Here is an 18,941-nt window from a genome sequence, read left to right on the forward strand (position 1 = left end):
ACTCCAAAGAGCTTGCGAGGCTCAAGGCACTTCGGGCCGCTCCGAAGCACGAATGGCGCCGAACGCGAACTCCGCGGCCCACACATAAAGAGCTGTGACTAGGAGAGCAGCGTGCGTGGAAGATCAGCGTGGGTTCCAGTTGGACGAAGCCCTCGGTCTCACCTCTGCCTGAGTGCGGAAGGAGCGCGAGCGTTGCCACCTCCAGCCGCGTCAGTGAAGACCAGGCGCAGGGCGGCTCCTTGGGGGCAGAATCCTTGGAGTCGGGCGAAGCCGTGGCCGCTCCTCGCATGGAAAGAAGCCCCAGCCACAACACCGCCCACCCGCGGTTGCCCATTGCTTGCGCCTCCTGACTGCACTCCGGTACGGTGTGCAGAGCCCGGTCATATCCACCGAGTCCGACAAGTCGGCTGAAGCGGGTGTTGCATTCCCCATAGGGCATGGAGGGAGGCAAGAATCAGGGCTTCAGTCGATGGGCGGCCAACTCCCAACCGGGCGCGCTCCAGTGCCTGGCACTGGAGCCCGTCTTCGATTCAAGACCCTCCAATCGCTGATGGGCTACGCAGAGAGCGACAGGCCCATCCGACGCCGCAGCGGCGCATGGCACCGCCGGAATGAGAAGAAGCCTGGCAACCCGTTGAGGTTGCCAGGCTTCATGATGTGCCGAAGGCGGGATTCGAACCCGCAACCTCCGCGTTCTGAGCGCGGCGCCTCTACCAAGGTTGGGCTACCCCGGCGTGATATGTGATTGAAGTCGGGACGACTGGATTCGAACCAGCGACCTCGCGCGCCCGAGGCGCGCGCTCTGACCAGACTGAGCTACGTCCCGATGTGATGTGAGCCGTCGAGGGAGGACCCGGACATGACTGAGGCCGGGTCCCCCCTCGGGAGCCCGGCCTCTGTCCATGCCCGCCCCGGAAGTACCGGGTGGCTTGGGTCAGGTGCCGGGTGGGCTGCCGCGGAAGGAGGCGATTGCCAATTCCAGGTCCAGGCTGTCCGGAGCGGGGACCGGGTCGGGTAGGGGATTCGGGTTCTGCTCGTCGCGCTTCGTCATGGCCACCGCTCCTTTCGTGGCCAAGAGACGCGGTGGCATTCCGGTCCTGACACGCGCGCTGACGAATCAGCCCGCGCGCTGGCGGAGCTGGCGGCGGTACTCGCCGGGCGTCTTGCCGGCGTGTCGCTTGAACGCCTTCCCGAAAGCGCTGTCGGTGTCGTAGCCCACCGACTCCGCGATGGCCGTCAGGGACGCATCCCCCTCCGCCATCCGCTGCATGGCCGTGTGCATCCGCCAGTGCGTGAGATAGGTCAACGGGCTCTCACCCACCACCTTCTGGAAGCGCGCCGCGAACGTCGAGCGCGACATGCTGGCGAGCTTCGCCATCGTCTCCACCGTCCACGGGTGCTGGGGGCGGTCGTGCAGCTGCTGGAGCACCCGGCCCAGCTGCGGATCCTCCAGGGCTCGGAGCCATCCGCCCTTTGCCTCGGGGAAGGCTTCGACATGTGTGCGCAGCGCGTGGATGAACAGGACATCCGCCAGGCGGGTGGCGACGAGGTCGTGTCCGGGCCGGCCCGCCTCCATCTCCGCGGCGACGAACTGGATGAGGGCTTCCACGCCTCGCGTGGCGCCAGCCCCGTCTCCCTTGATGTGCAGCACCCGGGGCAGGCCCGCGAGCAGTCGGTTCAGCCACGTGCCCGTGAACCCGAAGCTGAAGGAGAGGAGCGTCGTCTGGGGACCGCCTCCGCCGTGGCGCAGGACTCCGCCACACCGGGCTCCAGTCTCTGCGTAGAGCTCCGGCAGGGGCCGTGTGCGCGTCCTCAGGGTGTCCCGGAAGGCGTGCGGCGCTCCTCCCAGGATGAAGACCCAGCCGCCCGCCGCCAGGGCGAGGCGCTGGCCTTCGACCTCCAGCCAGCAGCTTCCGCGAGAGATGGCGTGGAAGAAGCCCGGGTGCCCGAGGTCGAGCTTGATGCCCCACGGGGCGCTCAGCTCCAGCCGGCCGTAGACCTCGGTCTTCAGTCGAAGGCTGCGCAGCGAATCCGCCAGAACGTCCATCCAGGCCTCCCGAGTCGGACGATTGAGCCAGAGAACCGGAGCTTCGCACATGGAGCGTCCGACGCCCCGGGACTATCCAGGAGGCATGAACAGGAGCTCGTGCCCATGACGCTGGCAAAGACAATCGAGAATGAATCCGTCACGGAGGCGCGTCCCACGGTGCTCCATGTGCTCCGGGCCGGCTGGGCCTCGTCGGTTCCCGTCGTGGTCCTCGCCACGCTCGCCGTCCTCCTGGCACCGCACGTCCGAGGCATCGGGTTCTTCCCGGTGCTTCGCTTCGCGGTCGTCACTCCCGTGTGCTTGCTCGTCGCGGTCGCGTCGGCGTTCCTGTACCGCGCCCTCGTGGGTTTCTCGCGCCCGCGGGTCACGCTGACCGCTGCGCTCGTCGGTCTCGCGCTGGTCGTCCTCGCAGGGCTGGTGACGGGTGGGCCTCCCGGCCTTGCCGTCGCCGCCCTACCCGCGCTGCTTGGCGTCGCTGTCGCGTTGTCCCTGCTCGTCCCGCGCTTCGTGGACCGGCCGCGCCGCTCGCGCATCGGCACCGTCGCGCTCATCGTCTTCGGTGCGCTGGAGTTCATGGGCGTCGCCCTCGCGCTCTCCAGTGAACGCACGGCCCCCATGGACATCCCCCGCACGATGTTCGACGCCGAGTCCCGGTTCATCACCCTCCCGAGCGGCGCTCGCATCCACTACGTGGACGAAGGGGAGGGCGAGACGCTGCTCTTCCTGCACGGCAACCCCGCCTGGTCATTCCAGTGGCGCGACCTCATCCGGGGGCTTCGGGGTTCGTACCGCTGCATCGCGCTCGACTACCCCGGCTTCGGGTTGTCCGACGCACCCGCCGGATTCGGCTTCACGCCGCGTGAGCAGAGCCTCGTCGTGGAAGCGTTCGTTGAACAGCTCCAGCTCCGCGACGTGACCCTGGTCATGCAGGACTGGGGCGGCCCGATTGGACTCGGATTCGCCGGGCGCCGCCCCGAACTCGTACGGCGGGTGGTGCTTGGCAGCACCTGGGCGTGGCCCACGAGCCCCGGCACACCTCGCGGCATCTTCTCCGCCATCGCGGGTGGACCCCTGGGTGAGTTCCTGCAAGTGAACTTCAATGGCTTCGCGTCGTTTGGAATCAAGAACGGAGTGGTCCGTGAGCTGCCTTCGGACGTCCTCGATGTCTACCTGCGTCCGTTTGTTCCCCTGGAGCGACGTGGCCTCGCGGCGTTCTATCCGGGGCAGATTACCGCTGCGACGGAGTACTTCGCGGAGGTCGAAGCCGGCCTGCCTCGCCTGACAGAGAAGAAGGCGCTCATCTTCTGGGCGCTTCAAGACCAGGGGTTCCCCCGGACGGACCTGGAGCGCTTCGAACAGACGTTCCCGAACCACCGGACCCGCGAACTCCCCAATGCCAACCACTTCTTCTTCGAGGACACCGCGGAGCAACTGGTTTCGGAGCTTCGTGCCTTCATGGCGGAGAAGCCGTGATCAGCTCTTCAATGCGGAGCGCCAACGCAATACGTCATAACGAAAGCTTCCCGGACTCATGCGCCATGACAGAACCATGAAGAACACATGGCGTGATCAAGGCCCTTGCTCCGCCCCCCACGCTGTAGGTTGCGCCGGTCATTCACCTGATCAGGTGTGCCCACCATGCGTGTCCTCACCTCGACCCTCCTCGTCGAAGCTGTCACGGAACTCTCAAGGGGCTCCCGGCTTGTCCGGGCCAAGGACGTGCTCGCCTGGTGTGACCGCAACCAGGTGGATTGCCACGGAGAAGGGCTCAAGAACCAGGCGCTCTGGGATGCGGACCGCGAAGAGGCCCGCGGCGAGCGCCGGCTCTTGAAGTTCAAGAGCGGCGAGTGCAAGCAGTCCCGCGTGGGCTGGGCGCTCATCGCTCACGGCGCCAAGGCGCGCGAGGCGGCCGCCCAGCTGAGCTGGCGCGAGCAGCGCTGGACCGGCGAGCAATGGGACTGGCTTGGGGGAGAGCCGCCACCGCCCCCCCGTCGTCCCTCGGTGCGGGAAGTGCCAACCCGAGCCGCCCTCCGGGGCTGAGGCGCCCGCACACCGCCGTGCGCCTCAGGTCGGGACCGGCGTGACGGCGGTGGGGTGCACGAAGGCGTCCCGCTTCACGCCGTGCTTGCGGAAGTCCTGCACCGCCCGGGCGAGCGTGGCGGCCAGCAGCCCCAGGAAGGGCAGGTGTTCGCCGCCTTCGCAGGTGGCCTGACCCTGCGTGTCCTCGGCGTCCGGGACGAAGCGCTCGTCCCAGCGCACCAGGCCGAACGTCCCGTCCGCGGACACCGCGCCGTGCACTAGCGGCGTGCCCGCCTTCCGGGCGAAATCACTGAGCAACTGGCGGCTGTCCTGGTTGTCGAAGGCGTCCACCAGCAGGTCCGCGCCCTTGCAGAGCGTCTCCACGTTGTCGCGCGTGAGGCGCACGCCGAAGGACTCCGCCTTCACGCCGTGCAGGTTGTGCAACTGGAGCTTCAGCGCCTCCGCCTTGTTCTTCCCCACGGACGGCTTCACATAGGCCTGCGACAACAGGTTCTTCGACTCCACCCGGTCGAAGTCGATGAACACCAACGTCGCGTCCAGGTTGCGGCACAGCAGGGCCGCCGTGGACCCGATGGCCCCCACCCCGCAGAAGACGATGCGCATGGCGGCCCTCAGCACGCCCCGAAGGGCACCTTCGGGCGCAGGTAGATGCGCTCCTCGCCGTGCGCGCCCCGGAAGCGGTCCACGACGTAGTGCTGGAAGGCGTCTTCCCGCAGCTCGAAGCGCTGCAGGCCGGGCACTCCGCCGGAGCGCACCAGCTCCACCGCGATGCGGCGCACGTCCGTGTCGCTGATCATCCGCTCCAGCTCCACCGGTACGTCCGCGGACCGCCCGTCGAAGGTGATGTTGATGGTGGCCATGGTCGGTGCCTCCTTGAATGCGTGCTTGTTCCCAAACCCGAGCCCCGGGACGTCACCCCCACGACGTTCCTGACAGCCGGCCTGGCGCCGCCCGTCCAGGTCTGTTCTCCCCTTCCCGGGGGACCGTGCACATTGTTGGGCTCCAGGAGGGGCGCATGGAGTCGCCGCGAGCACCGCATGACTGGAGCATGACGCCCACGGAGGCCGTGGCGCTGCAGAAGCGCCTGCGCGAGCAGCTCATCCTCCAACCGCCTCCGGGGCTGAGCGTCACCCGGCTGGCGGGGGCGGACATCTCCACGGAGAAGGGCAACGACACGGGCTACGGCGGCATGGTGGTGCTGGACGCGGCGACGCTCGCGCCCGTGGCCCGGGCCGTGGCCGCGGTGCCGCTGTCCTTCCCCTATGTCCCCGGGCTGCTGTCGTTCCGGGAGCTGCCGGTGCTGGCCGCGGTCTGGGCGCGGCTGACGGTCCGGCCCGACGTGCTCGTCTTCGACGGTCAGGGCACCGCGCACCCGCGCCGGTTCGGCATCGCCTGTCACGGAGGGCTGCTCTTCGACATGCCCTCCATTGGCTGCGCCAAGTCGCTCCTCGTGGGCACCCCCGGCAAGCTCGCGGAGCGGCGCGGGGCCACCGCTCCCATCACCCACAAGGGCGAGGTGGTGGGCATGGCGGTCCGCACCCGCCAGGGCGTGAGCCCCGTGTACGTCTCCCCGGGCCACCGGATGGACCTGGAGACCGCCGTGGAGTGGGTGCTGAAGGCCAGCCCGCGCTACCGTGAGCCAGAGACGACGCGCCACGCGCACCGGCTGGTCAATAACTTCCGCCGGGCGGGCGGCGAGGCGTCGGAGCTGGAGGAGGGGCGTCCCGGATGAAGCCCCTGGGCTTGATGCTGGTGGTGGCGGGCCTGGGGCTCGTGGCCGTGGGACTGCTCGTCTGGGTGGGCGCCTTCTCCTGGTTCGGCCGGCTGCCGGGGGACATCCGCATAGAGAGCGGGCACACCCGCTTCTTCGCGCCGCTGACCTCCATGCTGCTCGTGTCCGTGGCGCTCAGCCTGGGCGCCTGGGTGCTGCGCCGGTTCCTCTAGAGGTTTTCTGCTCAAGGATGGGCGGGGTCGGCGTCTGTCCGGCAGGACTTGCCTCGTCGGGTCGCCCGCCTGCTGTCCGGGTGACCGGGCAGGGGGCTGGTGGGGCGCATCTGGGGGAGACGCCAACCGGACGGGGAGTGGATCCCCGCCGTTGAACCGCGCAGCATGCGGCCCCCGTCTTTCGGCCCCGGCCCGACTCGACGTGGCATTCGGATGGACGGCTGTCAGGCCGTCAGGAGCAAGCATGCGCAGGTTGTCGTCCCCGTTGAGCGAGCTGGCCCCGCACTACCCGGTGGTCGTGGTGGGCTCGGGGTATGGCGGTGGCATCACCGCCAGCCGCCTGTCCCGCGCGGGTCAGCAGGTGTGCGTCCTGGAGCGCGGTCGCGAGTGGCTCCCCGGCGAGTTCCCGCGCACGCCCGCGCAGGCGGTGGCCGAGTTCCAGCTCCACTGCGCCCCGGGCCAGGGCGACCTGGACGTGGGCAGCCCCAGCGGCCTCATCGAGGTGCACCGCAACGGCGACGTCACCGTCATCAACGGCTGCGGCCTGGGCGGCACGTCGCTCATCAACGCCAGCGTGGTCATGCGGCCGGATCCGCGCGTGTTCGAGGACCCGCGCTGGCCCGAGGCCCTGCGCGCCGACGTGCACGGCCTGCTGGAGGACGGCTACGCGCACGCGGAGCTGATGCTGCGGCCCCTGCCGTACCCGGAGGACCACCCGCCGCTGCAGAAGCTCAAGACGCTGGGCATCTCCGCGGAGAAGCTGGGCGGACGGCTCCAGCGGCCGCCCCTGGCCGTGACGTTCGAGCCGGGCGTCAACGCCGCGGGTGTACGGCAGCCGGGGTGTTCGCTGTGCGGTGACTGCGCCACGGGCTGCAACACCGGCGCGAAGAACACCGTGCAGATGAACTACCTGCCGGACGCCCACGCGCACGGCGCGCGCATCTTCACCGAGGTGGCGGTGCGCGCGGTGGTGCCGGACGGCACGAAGTGGCGCGTCTACTACCGGCCGCTCCACACCGGCCGCGAGCGCTTCGACGCGCCCGACGCGTGGCTCACCGCCGACCGGGTCGTCCTCGCGGCCGGCACCATGGGCACCGCGGAAATCCTCCTGCGCTCGCGCGAGCGCGGCCTGTCCATGTCCTCGAAGCTGGGCCACCGCTTCAGCACCAACGGCGACGTGCTGGCCTTCGGCTACAACCTGGACATGCCCGTCCACGGCGTGGGCCACGGCGAGCACACCCATGAGTCGCGCGACCCGGTGGGCCCCTGCATCACGGGCATCATCGACCAGCGCGACACGGCGCGGCTGGAGGAGGGGATGATCATCGAGGAGGGGGCCATCCCCGGCGCGCTCGCCTCGCTGATGCCCGCGGCGCTCGCGGGCGCGGCGGTGCTGGTGGGCGAGGACACCGACGAGGGCATCCTGGACTGGGTCCAGGAGCGGCTGCGCCAGGCGGACAGCTTCGTGCGCGGCTCGGAGCACGGCGCGGTGGAGCACACCCAGACGCTGATGGTGATGTCCCACGACGAAGCCCGGGGCGAGCTGACGCTGGAGCACGACCGCGTGCGCCTGAGCTGGCCGGACGCGGGCCGCGACCCCCAACTGCTCCGCGTCGAGGAGCGCCTGCGCCGGGCCACCGCCGCGCTGGGGGGCACCTACGTGCGCTACCCGCTCTGGTCGGAGGCCTTTGGCAAGGAGGTGCTCTGCACGCACCCGCTGGGCGGCTGTGTCATGGCCGAGCGCGCGGAGGAGGGCGTGGTGGACCACGAGGGGCGCGTCTTCTCCGGCGCCTCCGGCCGCGCGGTGCATGAGGGGCTGTACGTGTCCGACGGCTCGGTGGTGCCGCGCTCGCTGGGCATCAACCCGCTGCTCACCATCTCCGCGGTCGCGGAGCGGGCCTGCGCGCTGATGGCCCGGCGCCACGGCTGGACCATTGACTACACGCCGCTGCCGGAAGCCGACGTCCGGCAGACTCCCGGGCACGTGGGCGTGCGCTTCACGGAGACGATGCACGGCTTCGTGTCCGGCGCGGTGGCCGCCCCGCACCTGGACGCCGGGGATCCGGAGCGCGACGACGCCACGCCCCTGCGCTTCGTCCTCACGGTGACGACGGACAACCTGGACGCGACGCTGAGCGATGAGCGCCACCCCCTGAAGCTGGCGGGCATGGTGACGGCGCCCGTGCTGTCCTCGCGCCCGCTGGTGGTGACGCGCGGCGAGCTGCGCCTGATGACCCGCGAGCACGCGCGGCCGGGCGGCCAGCGGATGGAGTACCTGCTGAACCTGCTCAGCGAGGCCGGCGAGGCGTACTACCTGGAGGGGTACAAGGACCTCTACGATGATCCGGGTCCGGACCTGTGGAAGGACACCACCACGCTGCTCGTCTCGCTGCACAAGGGGCAGGACGCCATGGCGCCGTGCATCGGTCGGGGCTTCCTGCGCCTGACGGCGGAGGAGTTCGCCCGGCAGCTCACCACCCTGCGCGTGCTCAACGCCCGCGACGGCGTGCAGCGGCTGGAGGCGCTGGCGCGCTTCGGGAGCTTCTTCTTCGGCGCCCTCTACGACACCTACGTGCGACGGATGGCCGCCTAGCAGGCGGGCGTGCGGCGGACAGTGCCGCAGGCCGCAATCCCGTGCCCTCCGGGACGGCCATGGTCACCCTGTTTCCCACCGGGACCGACAGGGAGGACCCCCATGGCTGAAGACCGTGACCCGCAGCGCCGCTCGGGCGCACCTCAGGGCGAGGAGCGTGCGGAGGAGCATCGCGAGCCGTCCATCGAAGAGCGGCGTGCGCGGCGGAGCGCGATGCGGGCGAGTCAGACGTACGCCCGCTTCATCGATCATCTGTGCGACCGGGGAGGTATGTCTCCCAGCGTCGCCCAACAGGCGGCCGTCTCCGTCCTCTGTGGACTGGAGCAGCGCATCTACGCCGACGAGGCGCACGACCTGGAGGCCCAGCTTCCGCGCAAGCTCACGGAGCTGCTCCACCGCTGCGAGCGCCACGACGCCGAAGCCCGTCCGGAGCGGTTCGGCAAGGACGAGCTGCTCAAACAGGTGGGGGACGACCTCGCGCTGAATCCGGACGCGGTGGAGCCGGTGGTGCGCGCGGTGATGGACTCCATCCGGCATCTGATCAGCGAAGGTGAGGCGGAGGACGTGAGCGCCCAGCTGCCGCAGGACATCCGCCACCTCTGGCTGCCGACGATGTGAACCCTGGTAAGGTCTCCGGCCCACCCTGCCGGAGACCTCCATGGCCCTCGATGATGACTTCAGCGCTGCCCAGACCCGGGTGAAGACGCTCTCCAAGGCTCCCTCGAACGACACGCTGCTGGAGCTGTACTCCCTCTACAAGCAGGGCACCGAAGGGGACGTGCAGGGCAAGCGCCCCGGCATGCTCGACCTCAAGGGGCGCGCGAAGTACGACGCCTGGGCCGGCCGCAAGGGCCTCACGAAGGACGCCGCGAAACAACAGTACGTGGCGCTGGTGGACCGGCTGCTGCGCGGTTAGTCGTTGTCCATGCCCCGCTGGCTCAGCCTCGCGTTGTTCATCGTTCCGGTCACCTCGCTGCTCGCGGTGGCGCACGTCTACCTGTACCGCCGCCTCGTGAGGGATCTCACGGCGCGCAAGGCGCTGCGCCGCGCCGGTATCGCGCTCTTCGCGGGAGGCTTCGTCGGCTCCGTGGGCGCGCGAACCGTGGGCGCGATGCTGTCCTCCGAGGCGGCCCGCACCACCGGCATCGTGCTGCTGCTGTGGATGGGGCTGGTGCTGTACCTGCTCATGTTCACCCTGATGCTGGACGTCGGGCAGCGGGTGCTCTCCCGCGTGCGCAAGGAACCAGCGCCTCCGTCGCCGGAGCGCCGCGCCTTCCTCGCGAAGGGGCTGGCGGCGGGCGCCACCGTGGCCAGTGCGACGGTGAGCACCTACGGCTCCTGGAGGGCCTTCCATCCGCCGGACGTGCGCGACATCCCGGTGCGGCTGCCCCGGCTGCCCAAGGCGCTGGAGGGCTTCACGCTGGTGCAGCTCACGGACGTCCACATCGGTGGCGTGTTGCAGCGCCGCTTCGTGGACGAGCTGGTGGCGCGCACCAACGCGCTCAAGCCGGACCTCATCGCGGTGACGGGGGACCTGGTGGACGGCACCGTGCCGGCGCTGGGGCGCTACGTGGAGGGCTTCGGCGCGCTCAAGGCCCGGCACGGCGCGTACTTCATCACCGGCAACCACGACTACTACTCGGGCGCGGGCGCGTGGGTGTCCTTCCTCCAGGGGCTGGGCCTCACCGTGCTGCGCAACCGCTCCGTGTCCATTGGTGACGCGGGCGCGTCCTTCGACCTGGCGGGCGTGGACGACTGGAGCGCGCACAAGCTGGGCGAGCCCGGCTACGACCTGGACGCGGCGCTGCGGGGGCTGCGTCCGGACCGCGCGTCGGTGCTGCTGGCGCACCAGCCCTCCAACTTCGAGGAGGTCGCCCGCCGCGACGTGGGCCTCCAGGTCTCCGGGCACACGCACGGCGGACAGATGTTCCCCGGCAACGTGCTGGGGCGCCTCATCTGGGGCGAGCAGAACGCGGGCCTGAGCCAGTTGGGCAACTCCCAGCTCTACGTCAGTCGGGGGTGCGGCTTCGTGGGCCCGCCCATGCGCGTGGGCGCGCCGCCGGAGATCGCCCGCATCATCCTGCTCCCCGGCTGAGCCGGGGCCGGCCGTACAGCAGCCCCGAGGCGATCCGCAGCGGCGCGGCCCAGGGGGGCTCGGGCCGCACGGGCACGTCCTCTCCTCCGACACGGGCCACCATGCCGTCGGGCGCGACGACGGAGAAGCGCAGCGGCCGGCCCAGCGCCGCCTGCAACGCGGCCATCGTCGTCTCGTCCTCCGAGGAGAAGCCGAGCGGCCCTTCCGGATGGCTGTGGGTCACCTCCACCAGCATGTCCCGCAGGCTCCAGATGGCCTCCCACCGCTCCCGCGAGTCCGGCAGCGCCTGCGGATCATCGAACGAGTCCCCCCACAGCACCACGTCCCCGGGCCCGATGAGCAGACACACCTCACGCGTCGACATGACCATCCTCCCTTTCGTCCCGCGCGGCTGCGTGTTCAGGCATGGCGGGTGATGACCAGCTCGCCCGTGTCGATGGCTTCCTTCAGCACGGACGGCAGGCTCTCCAGCGTCACCCGCGCGTCCGCACCGGCCAGGCACACGCCCGCGTCGCGCACCCGCAGCGTCGCGCTCTCCACCACCGTGACGAAGCGCTCGCCCATGAAGGTGTAGATGACCTCCAGCAGTCCCCCGCCCAGCCGGCGGTGGCTGATCATCCGCGCGCCGGCCTTGTCCAACGCGCGCTCCGCCCACGCGCCGACCTCCGCCTCCGCGCGCTGTCGCTGCCCGGACGTGACGCCCTGCTGCTCCCACGTCTCCAGCGTTCGCGCCGTCTGCCGCGCCGCCGCCTCCCACCGGGCTTCCCGGGCCTCGCGCTCCCGGTCCGTCAGCGCCTGCGCCGTCCGCCGTGCCTCCGCCTCCCAGCGGGCCTGCTGCTCCGCCTGGAGCCGCAGGAAGCGGGCGCGCTCGTCCGCGAGCCGCCGCAGACACCGCTGCGCCTCCTCGCGTCCGCCCAGGGCCACGTCGAGCACCCGCGCACGGGCCTCCACGGGCGCGAAGGGGATGCCCGTGCCGCGCGACGCGGTCTCCAGCACCGCGAAGCCGAACGCCGCGCGCAGGGACGCCCCCACGCCGCGCGCCTCGCCCAGCGGCCGGTCCTCCTCGAGCGCGCGCCGCGCGGCTTCCTCCGCCTCGCCCTCGAACTCCACGCCCTCGAAGAGCAGCGTGCCGTCATGCCAGCGGCGCGCCGTCACCGGCGACAGGCGCGGCGGCTCCTCCTCCGGCATCAGCGCCAGGGGCTCCGCCACCGCGCCCTCGCGCACCAGCCGGGTGCCCCACAGGTGTCCGCGCACGCGTGGCAGCGCGTCCAGCCCTTGCGAGGAGGCCGGCTCGCGCGCGGTGGCCTGACGGCCCTTCAATTCGAAGCGCCACCAGCCCGGCTCCACGGGCGTAGTGAGGCGCAGGCGGCGTGAAGGCGCGTCCACGGTCCCGCCGCCGAAATACGGCAGCACCGCCGACTCCACCTTCCCGAGCAGCTTCCGGTAGTCCACGCCCCTGCCTCCTTCACGCCACCTTCAAGAGGGGCGTGCTCATCACCCGGTCCACCCAGCCGGACTGGCTGGCCCCTGCCACGCGCGGGGCGTCCATCAGCGCCTGGAGCACGCGCGGCACCTGGTAGGGGTCCGCGAACTGCCCCACGCTCACCTCGCTGAAGGGCACGCCCAGCTGCGACGCCCCCGTGCGCACGGTGTTGCCGCGCGCCCCCGCCACGTTCACCAGCAGCGCCATCGCCGCCACCGTGTAGCCACTCGCACGGAAGGCGCGCGCGAACTGGTCGCCCGCCTCGCCCGCCTCGTCGCCCACCACCATCACCACCAGCTTCGCCGCCTCCGGGATGCGCACGCCCGCGCGGTGCAGCGCGTACACCGCCGCCCCGTGCACCGTGCCGCCCGAAGCCTTCAGCCCGGCCAGCATGTGCTGCACCGCCACGCGGCTGGCCGCCTTGGGCTGCAGCACCGTGCCCATCGTGTCGAACGCCGCGACGTGCAGCTTGTCCAGCGGGAAGCCCGCGAGGATCCGCGACAGCGCTTCCTTCGACTGCTCGATGGCGCCCTCCATGGACCCCGACTTGTCGATGAGGAACATCACCCGCACGTCCGCGTCCGCCGTCGCCTCCGCCACCGCCTGGCGCGCGGCGTTGTCGCTCGCCTCCTCCAGCTTGCGGCGCAGGTCCTCGCCGCGGACGTTCTTCGCGATGTTCAGCGAACGCTGATCCGTGGCGCGCGACACCGCCCGCTCCCAGCGCGCCTTCACGCTGGCCTCCGCCAGCAGGCCCAGCTCCTCCAGCGTGGGCGTCATCAGCCGCAGGTCGCGGTCCGACAGCGACGGCAACAGCGCCGCCAGGATGGCCGGCGTGAGCCCCACGTCCTTCGGCAGGCGGCCCACGACCTCCTTGTAGGAGAGGCGCTCCAGCTCAATCCACTCGCAGATCTCCGCCTCGCTGAGGCCGTCGAAGCGCTCGCGCTTCACCAGCGTGAGCCCGTGCAGGCCCACCTCGCGGTGGCCCGCTTCCGCCTGTTTCTGCTTCCAGCCGAGCACCTCGAAGAAGCCCTGGGACGCGGGCTTGTAGCCGGCCTTGCGCGCCAGCTTCTTCAGCGTCTCCTTGTAGCCGGCCTTCACCAGGCCCTGGAGCATGGGCAGGTTCGCCTCGCGCGCGGCGAGCCACTTCTGCGCCACGCGCTTCCAGCGGCCGAGGGGCGGCTTGCGCGACGCGGGGTCTCCGAAGCCCGCCGCGCGGTTGAGGCGCGCGATCTCCGGTGTCTCCAGCAGCTCCGCCACGCGCAGCACCGCCTTGGGCGTGAGCATGCGCGTGGAGCGGCGCACGTAGTGCAGCACCATGGCCTCGCCAATGGCGCGGAAGTCGTCGTCGTGGAAGGCCACCTGGCCCTGGCCGTCGCGCACGGGCAGGCCCGCGTGCTCCTGCACCAGCATCAGCGCGCACGTGGCGACCTTCAGGTCGCGCCAGTCTGTCTGCGTCAGCGCGTACGACGCGAAGTGCGCCATCAGGGTGGGGTTGAGGCGGTACAGCTCCAGCAGCTGGCCGTACAGCTTCACCGCCGCGGGCACGAAGAGGCCCGGGGCCACCTTGCGGCCGCGCGCCTGCGCCTTCGCATCCGCGTGCGCCGCCGCCACCCAGGTGCCGGCCACGTCCAGGCCGGGGCGGTGGTGCCACAGGTGCGCGGAGGCGCCGAGCACCACGTCGAGCAGTCGCTCGGCCGGTCCCCGCTGCGTCTCGGTCAGGGTCGTCTGGGTGCGCGTCGTCATGACAGTCCCCCTTTCGGGGCTCCGGGCAAGGGCATGCCCGGCAAGGGCAGGCGAGGGTGGGAGGGAAAGGTGAGCGCCCGAGTGAAGAAGCCGGTGGTCTGAAACCGGAGTTCAGTGCCGGACCGCCGGCGGCCCCCCGCCTTGCGAGCGGAGGGGTGGAGTCGAACCACTGCGTGTAGGGCCTCTTCGGCCGGGCGCTCGAAAGCGATGCCGCCCTGGACGCCCCCCTGGCCGGATTCCTGACAGGGGATTTCCCGGGGGGGGCCAGGGCATCTTTTTTGAAAAAGGCCTGTCAGGAACCCGCGGCGGGGGGCGTCGAGGGCCTCAGGTGCTCCCGACTGTCCGGTGGTTCCGGCACGCGGGGGCCCCACGACTTCTTGGGAGGCTGTCCGCGGATGCCAACGTGGTACCTTGCCGCGCCACATCCCCGTAATCCAACCTCCCGGGATGACGGCCGTCCCGGGACAGCCTCCAGGGCCTTCCGGTGTACGAGCAGCTCACGGATGAGGAATTGTTCGCGGAGGTGTCCCGCCGCCGCGCCTCGGGCGAGGCCGTGGGCACCCCGTTGGGTGCACTCTGTTCACGGTGGGCCCGTCCGGCCCGCTACGTCATCAGTCGTATCCAGGGCAGCTACGGGCGCGGGTCCCCGGCGGACGCCGACGAGCTCTTCCAGGACGCGGTGGGGAAGTTCCTCGACCGGGGCCTGGACCAGTTCCGCGGTGTGTCCGAACAGATGCCGGGCAGGAGCGCGTCGCCCAAGACGTTCTTCCTGCGCATCGTCAAGCATGTCGCCATCGACTTCTACCGGAGACACCGGGAGGAGCTGGCACCCGCGCCGTCATCACCCGATGACGTCATGGAAGAGACCCCGTCCGAGGTGGCCCGGGCGGTGGAGGGCGCACGGCGTCGCGAGGAGCGCGCCGAAGCGCAGGAGCTGTATTGGGCCGCCTACGCCAGGCTCCAGCAGGAGCACCCCAAGGAGGCTTCCGCATGGGAGCTGTATCACCACGAGGACGTGGAGGATCACGAGGAATGCGCACGCCGTTTGGACATCAGCGTGGTGAACTCGTACAAGCGCGTCAGCCGCGCCCAGGCCTACCTGCGCCTGTACCTGCTGGAGTTGCAGCGGGACGGACAGCCGGAAGAGCCTTCGTGATTTCCCGCGGCGGGATGCAGTCCTCCGCCCCACTCGGGATGTCGCGATGAAGACAGACGCGCTGTCCCGCTATCAGGCCCGGTTCGCGCGCCTGGTCGCGGGCCCCGCTCCGGTGGGCGAGCTGTTGGAGGGGGTAGGGGACGTGCTGCGCCGCTCGGACCGGCTCGGCACCGAAGGGGTGGAGGAGGCCTTGAAGGGCCTGGGCCGCCCGGAAGTGGAAGCCTGGCTGCGAGCGCAGAAACCGCAGGCGCTCCAACCGCTGCTGCTGCGCGCCGCCGAGGAGTCGATGGAGGTCGCGCTGGGCGAAGCCGGTGACGAAGCGGAGCTGTGGCGCGCTTCCGCGCTGGAAGGACTCGCCGCCCGGGACCGGGCTGCCTCCGCCGCCCGCGCGCTGGTCACCTGGGAGCTGTTGAAGGGCCCGCTGGAAGGGGACGCCGCCTCCGCCCGCGAGCGCTTCCTTGGAGCGCTGGGCCACCTGGACACCTCGCTGCGCCCCCGCGCACGTTGGTTCATCCCCCTCAACGCCGAGCGCCGCGCCGAGTGCGACCTGTTGGATCCCGTGGAGCGCCCCGGCGCCTGGTGGTTCTCCGCCCGGGCCGGCTGCGATGACCTGGTGGCGACCTGGACGGGCAAGCCCTTGAAGGACCCCGCCCACCTGAAGGACTGCGTCGCATGCCGCGCGGACCGGGTGGACACCGCGGTGGTGGACACGCCGCCCCGGCGGCACCTCACCGACGACGAGCTGTGGCGGCTGGACGCGGGCGAGATGGGCCGCGAGGAGAAGGCGCGCGTGGAGGCCCACACGGCCTGGTGTGGCGAGTGCGCGCAGGCGGTGCTGGCGCTGGAGGAGGGCGACGCCGCCATCGACGAGGCGCTGGAGCTGGAGGAGGAGGGGCTCTCCGCCCCGCGCGCGGCGAGGGAGTCCCGCGCGGAGGGGGCCCGGCGCCCGGGCGCGGCCCGCCTGCCGGAGCACCGTGAGGTGCTGGAGGAGCGGCGCGACTTCCGCGTGGTGCTGGTGCGCGAGCGTCAACGGGTGAGGCTCCTGGTGCAGCCCCTGGGCTCGCGGCCCGTGACGGCCGCCGTGTTCCTGTCGCCCGGACGTCCTTCGCTCAAGCCGACGCAGGGACCGGAGGGGCTGTCCTTCGACCTGTCCACGGCGGTGGCCACCGGCGCGCACGCGGCCCACCTCACGGTGCAGGCCGGGCAGGAGACGCTGGAGCGGGACATCGCCTTCTGAGAGGCGCGGGGCGATGCGCGGGCCGGTGGGAGTGCTCCCGCCCGGCCCGCCGCTCACTGCCGCTGCGAGGGCGGGATGTGGCCGGTGGACGCGTCGTAGGCCTGGGGCGAGCGCACCGGGGTGCGCGGCACCGGCGGGGTGACGGGCGACGGGTCCCTGCGGAAGCCGTTGGCCAGGAACGACACCACGAGCTGGGTCAGCGGCGGACGGGTGGCGAGCGCCACGCCGCACACGTCGAGCCGGTCCATCTCATGCACGCCGTCCATCTGGCGGTAGACGTTGCAGCCCTTCTCCGCCGCGGCCTTCCTGTCCCTTGTCAGCTTGCGCTCGAAGACGCCCCAGCGCATCACCAGCGACTCCGCGCTGAGGCGGATGTCCACGTCGGACGTGCCCCATTGGCCGTGGATGCGGGTGACGGCCCCGCCCGCGCGGACCTTCACCTCCAGCGGGTAGCGCTGGTAGGTGCCCGTCACCTCGATGCCGTGCTCGAACAGCTCGTCGCCGACGGTGCCCTGCCACAGCTGGCCCTTGCCGCGCACGAGCGGGTTCTCCGTCTTCACGCGCAGGGCGTCGAACCAGTAGTCGCCCACGCGGCCCAGCAGCTCCGGCTCTTGCGGTGGCGGCGCGTCCTCCAGGCCCTGGGGCCCGGAGGCCACGGGCTGCGGGGGGACGAGCAGGTCCGTCGTCTTCACCGACGCATCCACCGTTTCAAAGCGCACGCCGCCCATCCACGCCTGGCCCGTGCCGCTCATGATGAGGCCGGCCATGATGGTGGTGGCCTCCTTCGGCACGTCCAGCACCACCTCGTAGCGCTTGCAGCCGTGGGTCCCCACCAGGGCGCGCGACTGCATGTTGTCGAAGGCGAGCGGCTGTTTTGCATCCGCCCCCTCCACGCGCATCCACAGCCCGGCCCACCCCTTCACGTCCTGGTGGCGCACGGCGGCGGAGAAGCGCAGGCGCTTGCCCAGGAAGTCCTTCGCGCTGAAGGCCTGCATGAAGGTCCCGAAGCTGTCCGTCGCCCCGGTGCGTGAGCGCAGGAAGGCGCTGCGGCTGCCCTCGCACGGCGCGCTTTCGTCCACGCCAGCCTCGTAGTGCTGGGGCGCGCTCTCCGTGACGTACCAGCCCTGCGGCAGCTTTCCTTGCGTGGCGCCAGGCCGGGTCGCGGGCAGCCCCTGGGAGGCGGGCGGCGTCGTCGCGGCGGGCGCGGGCGCCTGGGCTCCGGCGAGGGGGGCCCAGACGGACAGCAACAGACCGAGGATGCGGGTTCGCGGTGTCATCGCGGAGGTCCTCACAGGGCGGCCGGCCGCGAGCGGAGCGCGACCTCGGACAGCCCACTGGAAGCGTCGTAGCGGGGCACATCGCCCATCCCGCCCGGGTGGTACACGAGCAGCCCGCGCGCGCTGGCGGACCGGAGGCAGTGCTCCTGCGTGGCCAGGTCCGGGCACGCCACCACGATGTCCTGGGGCGGCGCGTCTTCTTCTGGGACCGGGTCTCCCAGGCGCGTGGCCACGGGAGCCTCCGACCCGGGCGTGGGCTGCTCGGTGGGGCGCAGCAGCAGGAACACGCTGGCGGCCACCGCCATCGCGACGGCTGCCGCGGCGGCGGGGCGGTGCCAGCGCGCGGGGCGGATGACCTCGGCCTCGCGCGGCACGGCGGCGGCGACCTCGTAGAGCTGCTCCTCCAGGAGGGCCTCCTCCTGGAGCAGGCGCGCGCACGGTTCGCAGGTGAGGGTGTGGGCCTCCAGCTCCGCCGCGGCGTCGGGCGGCAGTGCGCCCAGCAGGTACTGCTCCGTGCGGTCGCGGGTGAGGTGGAGTGTGGGCCTAGACATGGTTTTCCTCTGCGAGCGCGGTGCGCAGCTGCTTGCGGACCTCGCACAGAATCTGTCGCACGCGCTGGACGGACAAGCCGACGCGGGAGGCGACCTCGGAGTGGGGAAGGCCCTGGCCGTCACAGGCCAGGAGGAAGACGTTGCGCGCGCCCGGCGACACGCGGGCGAGCGCGTCCTTCGCGCGGGCGAGCTGCTCTTCTGACAGGAGCCGCCGCTCCGCGGACTGCGCGGGGTCCACCGGCTGGTGCCGCTCCGGCAGGTCCTCCACCGTGCCGTCCACGGACTCACGCCGCACGCGCCGGGCCTCGTCCGAGGCGAGGAAGGACGCCTGGGTGAGCGCGAGGTGGGGCAGGCGCAGCTCCGTGAGCAGCCCGCGCTGCTGCTGCTGGATGAGGCGGGCCCACGTCTCCTGGGCCAGCTCCTGGGCCCGGTCCGCCCGCACGCCCCGGGCGAGCAGCGACACCACCACCCGCCGCTGATGCCGCGCGATGAGCGCGTCCCATGCGGCCCGCTCTCCGGCCAGTGCGCGGCGGGACAGGACCTCCTCGTCCGGTGCCGCCGCGGGCCTTGCGGCCCCGCCTGTCTCCTGGCGCGACTGGAGCGTCATCATCCCAAAGCCCTGTACGGCTGCATCCATGCCGTCTTCCCGTTGCCCGCTGCGTCCTGCCGGGGGCGCTGGCTGCCCCGGGCCCTCCAGCAAACGCTCGGCCGGGCTGCGCATATCGACGGCTGTCTCTTATAGACATCTCCGAGCCCACGAGACCGGAGCCTATCT

The 18,941-nt window shown here is 71.4% G+C and carries 19 protein-coding genes and 2 tRNA genes; 10 read left to right on the forward strand and 11 right to left on the reverse strand.

Annotation, left to right across the window (positions count from 1 at the left end):
- Positions 1 to 658: 658 nt before the first annotated feature.
- From D7X12_RS25610 to D7X12_RS25620, 3 genes are all read right to left on the reverse strand, one after another.
- A tRNA-Leu gene (locus D7X12_RS25610) sits at positions 659 to 734 on the reverse strand.
- 17 nt (positions 735 to 751) lie between these two features.
- Positions 752 to 826 (reverse strand) — tRNA-Pro (locus D7X12_RS25615).
- A 291-nt stretch (positions 827 to 1,117) separates the two neighbouring features.
- On the reverse strand, positions 1,118 to 2,047 hold the full coding sequence (locus D7X12_RS25620) for an AraC family transcriptional regulator (protein ID WP_158620122.1): 930 nt from the start codon (positions 2,045 to 2,047) through the stop codon (positions 1,118 to 1,120).
- Between the two features lie 105 nt (positions 2,048 to 2,152).
- Between D7X12_RS25620 and D7X12_RS25625 the strand changes: the two genes are divergently transcribed.
- On the forward strand, positions 2,153 to 3,520 hold the full coding sequence (locus D7X12_RS25625) for an alpha/beta fold hydrolase (protein WP_120627905.1): 1,368 nt from the start codon (positions 2,153 to 2,155) through the stop codon (positions 3,518 to 3,520).
- Positions 3,521 to 3,685: 165 nt separating this feature from the next.
- Complete coding sequence (locus D7X12_RS25630) at positions 3,686 to 4,087, forward strand: hypothetical protein (protein ID WP_120627921.1); 402 nt, start codon at positions 3,686 to 3,688, stop codon at positions 4,085 to 4,087.
- Between the two features lie 24 nt (positions 4,088 to 4,111).
- Here D7X12_RS25630 and D7X12_RS25635 read toward each other — a convergent pair whose 3' ends face one another.
- Complete coding sequence (locus D7X12_RS25635) at positions 4,112 to 4,690, reverse strand: HesA/MoeB/ThiF family protein (RefSeq protein ID WP_120627906.1); 579 nt, start codon at positions 4,688 to 4,690, stop codon at positions 4,112 to 4,114.
- Positions 4,691 to 4,698: 8 nt separating this feature from the next.
- Complete coding sequence (locus tag D7X12_RS25640) at positions 4,699 to 4,947, reverse strand: hypothetical protein (protein ID WP_120627907.1); 249 nt, start codon at positions 4,945 to 4,947, stop codon at positions 4,699 to 4,701.
- Between the two features lie 155 nt (positions 4,948 to 5,102).
- Here D7X12_RS25640 and nfi point away from each other — a divergent pair, with 155 nt between their 5' ends.
- The 6 genes from nfi (at position 5,103) to D7X12_RS25670 (ending at position 10,719) form a co-directional block, all read left to right on the forward strand.
- Positions 5,103 to 5,819, forward strand: coding sequence for a deoxyribonuclease V (gene nfi / locus D7X12_RS25645; RefSeq protein ID WP_120627908.1), 717 nt, complete (start codon positions 5,103 to 5,105; stop codon positions 5,817 to 5,819).
- The gene (locus D7X12_RS25650; RefSeq protein WP_120627909.1) at positions 5,816 to 6,031 is read left to right on the forward strand and encodes a DUF2905 domain-containing protein; all 216 of its coding nucleotides are present in this window, start codon (positions 5,816 to 5,818) and stop codon (positions 6,029 to 6,031) included. The genes nfi and D7X12_RS25650 overlap by 4 nt, the downstream gene beginning before the upstream one ends.
- 244 nt (positions 6,032 to 6,275) lie before the next feature.
- Positions 6,276 to 8,624, forward strand: coding sequence for a GMC family oxidoreductase (locus D7X12_RS25655; protein ID WP_120627910.1), 2,349 nt, complete (start codon positions 6,276 to 6,278; stop codon positions 8,622 to 8,624).
- Positions 8,625 to 8,726: 102 nt separating this feature from the next.
- Positions 8,727 to 9,242, forward strand: a complete 516-nt coding sequence (locus tag D7X12_RS25660) for a DUF2267 domain-containing protein (RefSeq protein WP_120627911.1) — start codon at positions 8,727 to 8,729, stop codon at positions 9,240 to 9,242.
- Between the two features lie 40 nt (positions 9,243 to 9,282).
- Entirely contained in the window at positions 9,283 to 9,540 is a 258-nt protein-coding gene (locus D7X12_RS25665) for an acyl-CoA-binding protein (RefSeq protein WP_120627912.1), read from the forward strand.
- A 9-nt stretch (positions 9,541 to 9,549) separates the two neighbouring features.
- Complete coding sequence (locus tag D7X12_RS25670) at positions 9,550 to 10,719, forward strand: metallophosphoesterase (RefSeq protein WP_120627913.1); 1,170 nt, start codon at positions 9,550 to 9,552, stop codon at positions 10,717 to 10,719.
- Here D7X12_RS25670 and D7X12_RS25675 read toward each other — a convergent pair.
- Genes D7X12_RS25675 through D7X12_RS45140 form a run of 3 tightly spaced genes read right to left on the reverse strand, consistent with a single transcriptional unit; the run spans position 10,700 to position 13,945 of the window.
- Positions 10,700 to 11,083, reverse strand: a complete 384-nt coding sequence (locus D7X12_RS25675; RefSeq protein ID WP_120627922.1) for a hypothetical protein — start codon at positions 11,081 to 11,083, stop codon at positions 10,700 to 10,702. The genes D7X12_RS25670 and D7X12_RS25675 overlap by 20 nt on opposite strands.
- A 35-nt stretch (positions 11,084 to 11,118) precedes the next feature.
- Complete coding sequence (locus D7X12_RS25680) at positions 11,119 to 12,171, reverse strand: hypothetical protein (RefSeq protein ID WP_120627914.1); 1,053 nt, start codon at positions 12,169 to 12,171, stop codon at positions 11,119 to 11,121.
- 13 nt (positions 12,172 to 12,184) lie between these two features.
- Entirely contained in the window at positions 12,185 to 13,945 is a 1,761-nt protein-coding gene (locus D7X12_RS45140; protein ID WP_120627915.1) for a vWA domain-containing protein, read from the reverse strand.
- Positions 13,946 to 14,429: 484 nt separating this feature from the next.
- Here D7X12_RS45140 and D7X12_RS25690 point away from each other — a divergent pair, with 484 nt between their 5' ends.
- Positions 14,430 to 15,101, forward strand: coding sequence for an RNA polymerase sigma factor (locus tag D7X12_RS25690; RefSeq protein ID WP_120627916.1), 672 nt, complete (start codon positions 14,430 to 14,432; stop codon positions 15,099 to 15,101).
- A 46-nt stretch (positions 15,102 to 15,147) separates the two neighbouring features.
- Positions 15,148 to 16,338 carry a zf-HC2 domain-containing protein gene (locus tag D7X12_RS25695; RefSeq protein WP_120627917.1) on the forward strand — a complete coding sequence of 397 codons (1,191 nt, stop codon included), beginning with the start codon at positions 15,148 to 15,150 and terminating at the stop codon, positions 16,336 to 16,338.
- Positions 16,339 to 16,391: 53 nt separating this feature from the next.
- Here D7X12_RS25695 and D7X12_RS25700 read toward each other — a convergent pair whose 3' ends face one another.
- The 3 genes from D7X12_RS25700 to D7X12_RS25710 are packed head-to-tail and all read right to left on the reverse strand — an operon-like array spanning position 16,392 to position 18,803.
- Entirely contained in the window at positions 16,392 to 17,615 is a 1,224-nt protein-coding gene (locus D7X12_RS25700) for an AraC family transcriptional regulator (protein ID WP_120627918.1), read from the reverse strand.
- A gap of 11 nt (positions 17,616 to 17,626) precedes the next feature.
- The gene (locus D7X12_RS25705) at positions 17,627 to 18,166 is read right to left on the reverse strand and encodes a zf-HC2 domain-containing protein (RefSeq protein ID WP_120627919.1); all 540 of its coding nucleotides are present in this window, start codon (positions 18,164 to 18,166) and stop codon (positions 17,627 to 17,629) included.
- Positions 18,159 to 18,803, reverse strand: coding sequence for an RNA polymerase sigma factor (locus D7X12_RS25710; RefSeq protein WP_244224769.1), 645 nt, complete (start codon positions 18,801 to 18,803; stop codon positions 18,159 to 18,161). Before D7X12_RS25710 ends, D7X12_RS25705 begins: the two co-directional genes overlap by 8 nt.
- Between the last annotated feature and the right edge of the window lie 138 nt (positions 18,804 to 18,941).

It is taken from the genome of Corallococcus sicarius (genome assembly GCF_003611735.1).
Classification (GTDB): Bacteria; Myxococcota; Myxococcia; order Myxococcales; family Myxococcaceae; genus Corallococcus; species Corallococcus sicarius.

What these genes read in the sequence shown, in the direction of transcription:
- D7X12_RS25620 (WP_158620122.1), bottom strand. Translation starts at nt 2,047, where the DNA reads ATGGACGTTCTGGCGGATTCGCTGCGCAGCCTTCGACTGAAGACCGAG.
- D7X12_RS25625 (WP_120627905.1), top strand. Translation starts at nt 2,153, where the DNA reads ATGACGCTGGCAAAGACAATCGAGAATGAATCCGTCACGGAGGCGCGT.
- D7X12_RS25630 (WP_120627921.1), top strand. Translation starts at nt 3,686, where the DNA reads ATGCGTGTCCTCACCTCGACCCTCCTCGTCGAAGCTGTCACGGAACTC.
- D7X12_RS25635 (WP_120627906.1), bottom strand. Translation starts at nt 4,690, where the DNA reads ATGCGCATCGTCTTCTGCGGGGTGGGGGCCATCGGGTCCACGGCGGCC.
- D7X12_RS25640 (WP_120627907.1), bottom strand. Translation starts at nt 4,947, where the DNA reads ATGGCCACCATCAACATCACCTTCGACGGGCGGTCCGCGGACGTACCG.
- nfi (WP_120627908.1), top strand. Translation starts at nt 5,103, where the DNA reads ATGGAGTCGCCGCGAGCACCGCATGACTGGAGCATGACGCCCACGGAG.
- D7X12_RS25650 (WP_120627909.1), top strand. Translation starts at nt 5,816, where the DNA reads ATGAAGCCCCTGGGCTTGATGCTGGTGGTGGCGGGCCTGGGGCTCGTG.
- D7X12_RS25655 (WP_120627910.1), top strand. Translation starts at nt 6,276, where the DNA reads ATGCGCAGGTTGTCGTCCCCGTTGAGCGAGCTGGCCCCGCACTACCCG.
- D7X12_RS25660 (WP_120627911.1), top strand. Translation starts at nt 8,727, where the DNA reads ATGGCTGAAGACCGTGACCCGCAGCGCCGCTCGGGCGCACCTCAGGGC.
- D7X12_RS25665 (WP_120627912.1), top strand. Translation starts at nt 9,283, where the DNA reads ATGGCCCTCGATGATGACTTCAGCGCTGCCCAGACCCGGGTGAAGACG.
- D7X12_RS25670 (WP_120627913.1), top strand. Translation starts at nt 9,550, where the DNA reads ATGCCCCGCTGGCTCAGCCTCGCGTTGTTCATCGTTCCGGTCACCTCG.
- D7X12_RS25675 (WP_120627922.1), bottom strand. Translation starts at nt 11,083, where the DNA reads ATGTCGACGCGTGAGGTGTGTCTGCTCATCGGGCCCGGGGACGTGGTG.
- D7X12_RS45140 (WP_120627915.1), bottom strand. Translation starts at nt 13,945, where the DNA reads ATGACGACGCGCACCCAGACGACCCTGACCGAGACGCAGCGGGGACCG.
- D7X12_RS25695 (WP_120627917.1), top strand. Translation starts at nt 15,148, where the DNA reads ATGAAGACAGACGCGCTGTCCCGCTATCAGGCCCGGTTCGCGCGCCTG.
- D7X12_RS25700 (WP_120627918.1), bottom strand. Translation starts at nt 17,615, where the DNA reads ATGACACCGCGAACCCGCATCCTCGGTCTGTTGCTGTCCGTCTGGGCC.
- D7X12_RS25705 (WP_120627919.1), bottom strand. Translation starts at nt 18,166, where the DNA reads ATGTCTAGGCCCACACTCCACCTCACCCGCGACCGCACGGAGCAGTAC.
- D7X12_RS25710 (WP_244224769.1), bottom strand. Translation starts at nt 18,803, where the DNA reads ATGGATGCAGCCGTACAGGGCTTTGGGATGATGACGCTCCAGTCGCGC.